Raw genomic sequence first — 9,026 nt, 5'->3', positions numbered from 1 at the left:
CCCGGGGGGCACGGCCGGCGCGGCGAGGGGCGTCCCGCCCTGCCCGCCGCGGGTGGCCGTCGGCGTCAGCTCGGCGATGGGGGGGCGACGCCCGTCGAGGCGGGAGTCGCTATGCAGGGCCCGGGGGGCGTCGGCGGCGTTGAGGGGCCGCACCGGTTCGTTGAGATCCCGGGGCGGCGGATGATCGACCCGCTTGCCCAGCACCTGGTGCAAGAGGGTATCGAGGATAGGGGTGATGCCACTCACGACGAGCCTTCGGGAAAGCGCGCCCGGGCCTCGATCACCCCCCTGGTGGGATTGCGATAGGCTCGCTCCAGGTTGCGCTTGCGCCGGGAGTTGCCGATCAGCTCACCCAGCTCGTCGCGCCGCGCCATCAGGTGGCGACGCACCTCCATGTCCTGCTCGAGAATGCGCTCCAGCAGGCTGGCCTTGCGCTCGCGCTGCGCCGGATCCAGCGCCTGCCCCTGATCCTCCCGGGCGAGCCGCTCCACCTCCAGCACATAGCGGGATTCCTCCTCGATCAGGGCATCCCAGGCTGCTTCCCGGGCCTTGGCCAGCATCCGGCTGGAGCGCTCCAGCAATGCCTCATAGGCCGCCAGCAGGCATTCGGCATCCGGCGCCGCGGATTCAGGGTGGTGAGTCATGCTTATCCCCTTTGGTCGGCGCGACCGATCTCGCGCCAGGCCGAACCGATATCCTCCAGCAGGCGCTCGGCCTCATCGAGGGCGTCGGTATCGTTGCGCAGGTTGGCCTGCAGCAGGCGCCGGGCGATATAGTCGTAGAGCCCGGCCAGTCGGGTGGCGATCTCGCCCCCCTTCTCCTCGTCCAGGGCCGCCGCCAGGCCGTTGTTGACGATATCCAGGGCCTTGGAGATCGACTGCCCCTTGCCCGCCGTATTGCCCTGCTGGATATGCAGTCGGGCGGCGCGAATCGCCGCCTGGGCGCCATCGAACAGCATCACGATCAGCTGATGGGGGCTGGCCGCCATCACCCCGCTCTCGACACCGACCCGGGCGTAGGCCCCGGCGCCCTTGGCATGGCCCCTGGCATAGGCGGCTGGGCTGCGTCTAGCACTCATCATCGAACTCCCTCGTTGATCCACCGGCCCCCAGGGTTACCGGCGGTGACTCTCGTCCTACCTATTGTGACCGACCCTCTGCCGCGACCAGGGGGCGATAAGCCAGCATCCCCGTCGCTAATTCCCTTTATCGGCGGTCCCGGCGGCCACTTTAGCCAAGCCAAGTCTCTTTATGCCGGCGGCAGGGGCAACGCCTCGACCGGCTCGCCCAGGGCCGCCAGGGCGCCATCGTAGAGCGGCGCCGCCAGGCCCGCCTGGGGACGCGCGATCGCCTCGACCCGGCAGACCTGGCTGGGCCTGCCCTGACGATCCAGGCGCCGCACCCAGGCCAGTTCGCCAGCGGCATAGCGCACCAGGGTACCCACCGGGAAGCGCCCGAAATGGGCGATATAGCGTTTGACCCAGCGCTGCTCGAAACGCTCCGGGTGGCTCAGCAGGTGGCGGTAGATGCTCGCGATGCTCCAGGCCGGCCGGTCCGTGCGCGGCCGCCCCATGGCATCCACCACGTCCACGACCGCCGCCAGGCGCGCCAGCTCCGACAGGTCGGCGCCGCGCGTGCCATCGGGGTAGCCGCTGCCATCCAGGCGCTCGTTGGCGCCTCCCACCACCGCCGTGACCACGCTGCGCGACAGCCAGTGACAGGGCGCCGCCTGATCCAGGATCAGCGCCACATGCGCCTTGAGCCGGCGGTACTGGGCTTCGTTGAGGCTCTGAGCATGCTGCAGCTCGGTGGGCAGCATGCCCTTGCCCAGGTCATGGATCATCGCCGCCGCCACCAGGCTCTTGCGCAGCCCCTGGGGGAGTTGCTGGGTAGCGACCAGATCCACCAGGCGCACCGCCACCGCCAGGCCATGCTGCACCAGCTGGGCCTCATGGGTCAGGCAGCTCAGGGCGAAGAGCAGCTCCTCGCGATCCTCGTCCAGCAACATCAACAGGCGATCGGCATTACGCGAGAGTTCGATGCTATCCAGGCCGTGCCCCTGTTGCAGGTCGAGGAGCTGCGCATCCAGATAGGCCGCCAGGCGCGCCAGCCGTCGCGCCATGGCGGTGGGATAATTCTCGCCGCGACGCCGCCCCACCTGGGGCGCCGCTCCCGAGGGTTTAAACAGCGCCGAGGGGGCGCGGGTGGTATCGCCGTCGCTGGCGTGGCGCGCCGCCTCCCGCTCGATCTCGCGCACATAGAACCACAACAGGCGCTCCTGCTCGGGGGTGATATCGACGAAATGGAGCCCCGCCTGCACCAGGTAGCGCTCCGGTTCCGGTTTCAGGTGGCGCACCTCGGCCTGCACCGAGAAGCGCTGGCCGCTGGGGAAACAGAGCTCCAGCTCGAGGCGCTCCGGGGCCTGCGGCAGGGCGCCCGAGGCCATGGCCGGCAGCTCCACCCGGCAGCCCTGCACCGAGAGGTCACGCAGGTCGCCCTGCAGGCTGGAGGCTCCCCCCAGCTCGCCATGCAGGGCGCGCAGGATCACCCCCACTTCCATGCTCAGGCGCAGCTCGGCGCGATAACTGGCGCGGCGCTGCAGCACCTCGAGCCACTCCGGGCAGGCACTGCCGCACTGCAGGCGGCCATCCACCTCGTGACTCTCCTCCAGGCTCAGCCAGGGGCTGCGCAGCAACTTGCCGTGCACCTGCCCCTCCAGCCGGAAGCGCTGGCCGCGGCGCAAGGGGCCGAGTATCTCGCGGATCGCCGAGATATCCAGCAACAGCGTTTCGCCCAGGCGGGCATCCAGCACCAGCACCGGCAGGGCCGCCTCCCCTTCCCCCTCCAGGCGCAGCGAGGCGCCGCCGGGCTCGGTCAGGCTTTCCAGCAGTTCGTGGAGCTCCAGGGGATTGTCCACGCGAAGGTAGCGAGTTTCTTGCTCCGCCATCCGTGTCCTCATTCAACAAGCCAGCCACGCCGCGACCGGGGAGCCGCGGCGGCGTTTCGGAAATATCATCGACTATCGGCCGCGCGGCGTCGGACTTGAGCCCGGCGACTCGGCGATCAGCCACTGCCGGCGGAAGGCCTCCTCCGGCAACGGCGGCGCATAGAGGTAGCCCTGCCCCTCGGGGCACCCCAGTCCCCGCAGCGCCTCGGCCTGGGCCCGCGACTCCACGCCCTCGGCGAGGGTCGAGAGCCCCAGACTCTCGGCCATGGCGATGATGGTGGTGACGATGGCGTGATCATTGGCGTCGCCGAGCATGTCGCGCACGAAGGAGATATCGATCTTGATCTTGTCGGCATCGAAGCGCTTGAGGTAGGCCAGGGAGGAGTAGCCGGTACCGAAGTCATCGATATGCAGCGCCAGCCCCTCGGCCTTGAGCCGCTGGGCAATGGCCACGGCCTGGTCGGGGTCGTGCATGAAGCCGCTCTCGGTAAGCTCCAGCGCCAGGCGCTCCGGCGCCACCCCATGCCGCGCCAGCGCCCCCAGCAGCTTATCGAGCAGCTGCTCGTCCTCGAACTGTGCCGACGCCACATTGATCGCCAGGCGCCCGGGGAAGTCGACGCCCCGGGCCCGCCACTCGGCCAGTTGACGACAGGCCGCATCGATCACCCAGCCCCCCAGGCGGTGGATCAGGCCACGCTCCTCGGCCAGGGCAATAAACTCCGCCGGACTCACCGCCCCCAGCTCGTCATCGAACCAGCGACATAGCGCCTCGGCGCCCACCAGGCGCCCGCTGGCCAGGTCCACCTGGGGCTGGAAATAGAGGCTCAGGCCATCATGCTCGAGGGCCCGAGCCAGCCGCGCCGCCATGCGCAGTCGCTCGCCCACCCGGGTGCCCAGCTGCGGCTCGAAGACGCAGTAGCGCTCGCCGCGCTGCTTGGCATGGTACATGGCGATATCGGTATGCTTGAGCAGCTCCCGGGCGCTGGCGGCGTGCTGCGGGTAGAGGGCGATGCCGATGCTGACCGCCACCTCGAAGGCCTGATGGAGGATCCGCAGCGGCGCCGCCAGGGCCCGTTGCAGTCGCTCGGCGGCGGCACAGGCCGCGACCCGGTCGGCGGGGTCGATCATCACCACGAACTCGTCGCCCCCCAATCGAGCCAGGAACTCCCCCTCGCCGAGGGCCGCGGCGAAGCGCTCCGCCACGCCGGCGAGCACGCGATCCCCCACATCATGGCCCTGGGTATCGTTGATCTCCTTGAAGCGATTGAGATCGAGGAAGAGCAGCGCCAGGGGGCGTCCACGGGACGCCTTCAGGGCCCCCTCCAGGCGCTCGGCGAAGGCGGTGCGGTTGGGCAGGCCGGTGGCGGCATCCTCATAGGCCAGGCGGCGGATATTGGCCTCGTCGGCCTGGCGGGTCAGCTCGGCCCCGACCCGCGAGGCGAAGATCTGCAGCAGGCTGGTGACGAAGGTGGTCTCCTCCAGGGGCTCGGCGAACATCACCCCCAGCAGGCCGATCGCCCGTCCCTCGGCATCCTCGAGGCGGCGCCCGGCATAGCCGCGCACCCAACCCAGGGAATCACGCACCGTCGGCGGCAGCGCGGCGGCGACCCGATCGTGGACTACCACTTCGCCGGCCTCGAGCACCTTGCCGCAGGGCGTGCCCGCCAGGAGATAGCTGAAGTTGGCGAGGTTCACCCCCTCCACCACCGCCGCCAGGGTGGTGGCCCGGCCCGGTGTTTCGGGGTCGAGGCGCGCCACGAAACCGAACTGCCCCCCCACCGCCTTGGCCATCTGCCCCGCCAGCTGATCGAGCCACTCGTCGCCGCTGCGTGCCGAGACGGCGCCGGCGATGGTCAGCACCGCCTGCTGGATCTGCTGTTGCTCGCATCGATTGCGCAGGGTGGTGACCCCATAGGCGAGGTTATCGGCCAGCTCGCCCAGCAGCCGTAGCTCGTCCGCCGACACCGCCTGAGGCCGCCCCTGGTAAAGCACCAGCAGGCCGAAGGTGCGGTTCTCCTGCTTCAGGGGCAGCGCCACCACGCCATGAAAGCCATGGGCGCGGGCGGCCTCCCGCCAGACGAAGCCGGGGTCGTCGTCGAGGCAGGAGACCACCTCGGGCCGGCCACTACGCAGCACGCGCCCGGCCGGCCCCCGACCGCCGGAGGTCTCGGCCGACCAACTCAGCGAGAGCCGCGACAGGTAGCTGGTGCCGATGCCCGCCTGGGCCAGGGGCACGATGCTTTTGGCCCCGTCGTGACGCGCCTCCCCCACCCAGGCGAAGCGATAGCCCCCCACGTCCACCGCCAGGCGACACACCGCCTGCAGCAGTTGCGTCTCGGTGGCGGCATGAATCAGGGCCGCATTGCAGCGGCTGAGCAGGCGCAGGGCGCGATTGCTGGCCTCCAGTTGGCGTTCGTGACGCTTGTGATCGCTGATATCGCTGATCACCCCTTCGATCATGGTCAGGCCGCTGCTCTCGTCGATCACCGCCTGGCCCTGCTCGCGGACCCAGCGCAACTCGCCGTCGGCGGTATAGAGACGGTAATTGACGGCGAAGGGCCGCTCGGCAGCCAGCGCCTCTTCGACGCTGGCCACCAGTCGGTCCTGGTCGTCGGGATGGATCAGGCCGGCGAAGCGTCGGGCATGCTCGCCGAGCAGGGCCTCGGGGGCATAGCCGGTGATGCCCCGGGCGCCCTGGCTGACATATTCCATGCTCCAGCAGGCGTCATGATGACAGCGATAGATCATGCTCGGCAGGTGGCGCAGCAGGGTCTCCAGGCGGCGGGTGCTGATACGCTGCTGACACTCCGCCAGCTGCCGGGCCAGCTCGGCCCCGGCCCGGGCCGCCGCCAGGCGCAGCAACTCCTCGACCAGGGAGGAGCCCGACAAGGGGCGCGAATCCAGAGCCGCCACCAGCCCCAGCGGACGGCCGTCGGGGGCGCACATGGGCACCCCGAGGTAGCTCTCCACGCCCAACTGGGTCAGTGGCTTATCGTCGGGAAAGCGCGCGGCCACGCCGCGGGGAAAGTGGCACAGGGTGTGACCGGCGACCGCCTCGCAGGGCGTCCCCGCCAGCGGATAGGGCGCCAGGTGTCGATGCTCGCCGCGGGACCAGAAGCTCAGGGGATGAGCCAGCTCGCCCTCGATACGCGCCATCAGGAGGTGATCGACGCCGAGGATCTCGGCCAGGCAGCGGCTCAGGCGGTCGAAGAAGTCGCCATGGGCCTCGAGACTATCGGCCAGGCGGCGAAAGGCGACCCGGGCATCGATGGCATCGGACCGCGCCTCGACGGCGGCCCCTTCCTGATAAGCGTCGTTCATGGACCTCCCTGACCTAACGGCGTGATCGACTCGAACCGGCCGGCGGCGCTGAAGTGAAGTCGAAAGCAGCCATGCACGCCATTCCGGCCGACCAGGCGCCGCAGCGCCACCGCGGGAAAGGCCACCCGGCGCCCATCCAGGCTGCGGGCGATAACCCGCTCGACGCGCCCCTCGTAGTAGGCCAGGCAGGCCTCGGCGGACAACGCGAGTCGAATATCGATACTGGGCACACGGGGCTCCTCGATGGCACCGGCCCTCGGTTTATCGGCCGGCGCGCCCCGAACTTGAGGCCACTCAGGGGCGGCGACGCTGGTCGAGCAGGGCCAGGGCCGCCTCGGCGGTATCCACGATGGACGCGCAGTGATTGAAGGCCAGCAGGCGCAGCTCATGCTCCAGGTCATGATCGGGCCAGGTTTCCAGCACCTGCCCCACCTCCTGGGCCAGGGTAAGGCGCCGCGACGGCGACAGCTTGGCCGCCTTGCGACACAGCAGCTCGAGCAGGGAGTCGGGCAGCCCCTCGATACGCAGCAGCGACAATTGCGCCGCCTCCCGGCAGCGATGGTACGACAAGGGGACCTCGGGGCGCGATGCCCAGTGCAGTCGCCAGCGGCCGTGGCAGCCTCCCTCGCTATCCCGGGCAACGGCAAATTGCGTGGTTAGTCTCACCGACACTCCTTAGTTGAACCTCATCATGTCTCCCTGCGCAGGAGAAGTGGCAGGGACTCACCGTCTTATCGGCCAATCCGCGAGGGAGTTAAATCAGAAAGATCTAAAGCCATCTGTGGCGGGCCTCCCACCTCGTGGCCGGGCCGATCACTGGAGTAGCGCCGCACGCTCCTTGATCGGAATGTCGGCAAGTATCGCCATTTCTTCAGGCGGCGCAAGCCATGGCCCGGGGGCCGACGAGGCACCCATGGCGAAAAGTCCGTATACAAAAAAACACAAGAGATGGTTAAAGACGCGCCCACCTGGACCGATAAGTGGGTTAGGGCCACCGGCGTAGCCTGCCGGGCACAGCCCGCGAATCAAGACCGGCGTCGTCGGTAACACAAGGATGACAGGGAGTCAGCAGCCATGGAGCCCAAGATATGGTGGAGCATACTTCTCAGCGGCGGCGCCCTGGCGATCGCCCTCGGTATCGCCCTGACCTACTACCGCAGCAGCCGCAAGGCACCAGCCCCGTCGCCACAGGACAGCGCGGCCTCGGCACCGCCTCGCCCCGTCACCGCCCCACCACCGACAAGGCACGCCCCTCGCGGTTCTTCTCGCGCCCCCTCTCGCGCCCAGACCCAGGCGCTGAAACAGTGCTGGTTCGTGGTCTTCGACACCCCCTCGGCAGCGACCAACCAGGGCCTCGCCGCCCGGCTGAACGAGCGCAACGCCTTCTATGACGCCGAGCTCGGCGTCTACTACGTCACCTCCCAGAGCGCCGCCTACCAGCTGACCATTGCCCACTCCAGCTCGCCGGGGCGCCTGCCGCCACTCCATCAACAGGGCGAGCACCCCACCCTGGACGGTATCTCGGTGCTGATCAAGTTCATCAATAAGCGCAGCGTGGTCAGACACCCCAGCACCTTTATCGAGCTGGTGATGGACGTGCATGCCCTGGGCGGACGCATCCTGACCAGCGACCGGAAAGAGATCGCCCCCGAGGCCTTCAAGGCCCGACTCACCGACGACTCGGCGGATGCCTGACGATGGCCACTTTCGCAGCCTCTCGCACTCGGCATCGCCAACCCTCCGATCTGCTGCAGGGCAGCAAGTGCCTCAAGTTACCCGACGAGTGGCCGATACAGTGCGTGAACTCATCACACAAGCCGCCAGGCCGGCGAGCCGCTTTCCATAAACAACCACACATGCTAATTTAGATTGTTGCCAATTAGAGACGGATAGAAAGCCGATACCGATCGGCCGACTCAGAACGCAAGGGATGGCATAGCAAGTGCAAGGACCCCACCGAAAGAGCATGGTGCGCCCGGCGCCCCCTGCTCGTGCTCTTCCTATGACTCCTGGCACCCCCAGGCACTGCGCCATCGGCACAGGCGGCCATGTCAAAGGAAGAAGCGAGCATGTCAGCGACTCTGCTGCATAGTGGCAAGATCGAGCATTTCCGGGCCCTGGGAGAAACGGGGCAGCCGGTCTACCACTCCGCACTTCAGCTCCGCAAGGTCATTTCCCGGCGGCTACCGGGCAGGGAGCGGCACCTGGCCATCCCGCAGCGCGATCAGCAAGGCGAGGGCGTCGACTGGTACAGCGGTATTGCCGGCGAGGTGATTCCCTGGGGAAGCGCCACCGAAGGCGAACGCGAGGATGCACGCATCCAGTTGGAGGCCTTTCGACAAGAGGTTCTCGCCCTCCATCAGTCGCCTCCCGAGGGTCAAGGCGGTGATCATGAGGTGTTCTCCCGACTGGTGCAGTGGGTAGGCCACTTCCCGGATGAGACCTTTATCTACCTGGTCGGTGGCACCCCCGTCATCGCCTTCTGGGGATTTATTCACCCCGAGGCCGACCGGCATGCCAACCCCCTGCTCTGCCTTGCCCCCGCGACGCCTCCCGAGGTAAGGCGGCCCGGCCCACCCTTGGCCAGCGCCGCCCCGGTCACGCCCACGCCTACGCCCCCGGAGCCCGCACCGGCGGCGCCGATATCGCCCTGGTGGCGACGCTGGTGGTGGCTGCTGCCACTCCTGCTGCTGCTGGCCCTGCTGCTGTTCGGACTCAGGGCCTGCACCTCGGTGGGCGCCCCGAGCCTCGGCGCACTC

General features: G+C 68.6%; 8 protein-coding genes and 1 pseudogene. 2 read left to right on the top strand and 7 right to left on the bottom strand.

The features are described from left to right. The 7 genes and pseudogenes from NFU04_RS16125 to NFU04_RS16095 form a co-directional block, all read right to left on the bottom strand. Positions 1 to 246, bottom strand: a pseudogene (locus NFU04_RS16125) (hypothetical protein); the annotation flags it as partial. Beyond that, positions 243 to 644 carry a flagellar protein FliT gene (fliT, locus tag NFU04_RS16120; RefSeq protein WP_251310426.1) on the bottom strand — a complete coding sequence of 134 codons (402 nt, stop codon included), beginning with the start codon at positions 642 to 644 and terminating at the stop codon, positions 243 to 245. The gene fliT and the pseudogene NFU04_RS16125, both read right to left, overlap by 4 nt. A gap of 2 nt (positions 645 to 646) precedes the next feature. Beyond that, positions 647 to 1,078, bottom strand: coding sequence for a flagellar export chaperone FliS (gene fliS, locus NFU04_RS16115; RefSeq protein ID WP_251310427.1), 432 nt, complete (start codon positions 1,076 to 1,078; stop codon positions 647 to 649). A 170-nt stretch (positions 1,079 to 1,248) separates the two neighbouring features. Beyond that, positions 1,249 to 2,946: an HD domain-containing phosphohydrolase gene (locus NFU04_RS16110; protein WP_251310425.1), complete on the bottom strand. Its 1,698-nt coding sequence runs from the start codon at positions 2,944 to 2,946 to the stop codon at positions 1,249 to 1,251. A gap of 72 nt (positions 2,947 to 3,018) precedes the next feature. Continuing rightward, positions 3,019 to 6,267, bottom strand: a complete 3,249-nt coding sequence (locus tag NFU04_RS16105) for an EAL domain-containing protein (protein WP_251310424.1) — start codon at positions 6,265 to 6,267, stop codon at positions 3,019 to 3,021. Then, a complete protein-coding gene (locus NFU04_RS16100) occupies positions 6,264 to 6,497 on the bottom strand; it encodes a DUF2835 domain-containing protein (protein ID WP_251310423.1) in 234 nt (77 codons plus the stop codon). The genes NFU04_RS16105 and NFU04_RS16100 overlap by 4 nt, the downstream gene beginning before the upstream one ends. 64 nt (positions 6,498 to 6,561) lie before the next feature. Next, complete coding sequence (locus tag NFU04_RS16095) at positions 6,562 to 6,933, bottom strand: hypothetical protein (protein WP_251310422.1); 372 nt, start codon at positions 6,931 to 6,933, stop codon at positions 6,562 to 6,564. A 408-nt stretch (positions 6,934 to 7,341) separates the two neighbouring features. Between NFU04_RS16095 and NFU04_RS16090 the strand changes: the two genes are divergently transcribed. Continuing rightward, positions 7,342 to 7,962: a hypothetical protein gene (locus NFU04_RS16090; RefSeq protein ID WP_251310421.1), complete on the top strand. Its 621-nt coding sequence runs from the start codon at positions 7,342 to 7,344 to the stop codon at positions 7,960 to 7,962. Positions 7,963 to 8,336: 374 nt separating this feature from the next. Beyond that, positions 8,337 to 9,026 (top strand): SrfA family protein (locus NFU04_RS16085; protein WP_251310420.1); only part of this gene is annotated, 690 nt, incomplete at its 3' end.

This window comes from Halomonas sp. NCCP-2165, from assembly GCF_023708045.1.
GTDB lineage: Bacteria > Pseudomonadota > Gammaproteobacteria > Pseudomonadales > Halomonadaceae > Bisbaumannia > Bisbaumannia pacifica.
Note: the sequence above shows the minus strand (reverse complement) of the source record. Positions and strands in the feature narration are given on the sequence as shown.

What these genes read in the sequence shown, in the direction of transcription:
- fliT (WP_251310426.1), bottom strand. Translation starts at nt 644, where the DNA reads ATGACTCACCACCCTGAATCCGCGGCGCCGGATGCCGAATGCCTGCTG.
- fliS (WP_251310427.1), bottom strand. Translation starts at nt 1,078, where the DNA reads ATGAGTGCTAGACGCAGCCCAGCCGCCTATGCCAGGGGCCATGCCAAG.
- NFU04_RS16110 (WP_251310425.1), bottom strand. Translation starts at nt 2,946, where the DNA reads ATGGCGGAGCAAGAAACTCGCTACCTTCGCGTGGACAATCCCCTGGAG.
- NFU04_RS16105 (WP_251310424.1), bottom strand. Translation starts at nt 6,267, where the DNA reads ATGAACGACGCTTATCAGGAAGGGGCCGCCGTCGAGGCGCGGTCCGAT.
- NFU04_RS16090 (WP_251310421.1), top strand. Translation starts at nt 7,342, where the DNA reads ATGGAGCCCAAGATATGGTGGAGCATACTTCTCAGCGGCGGCGCCCTG.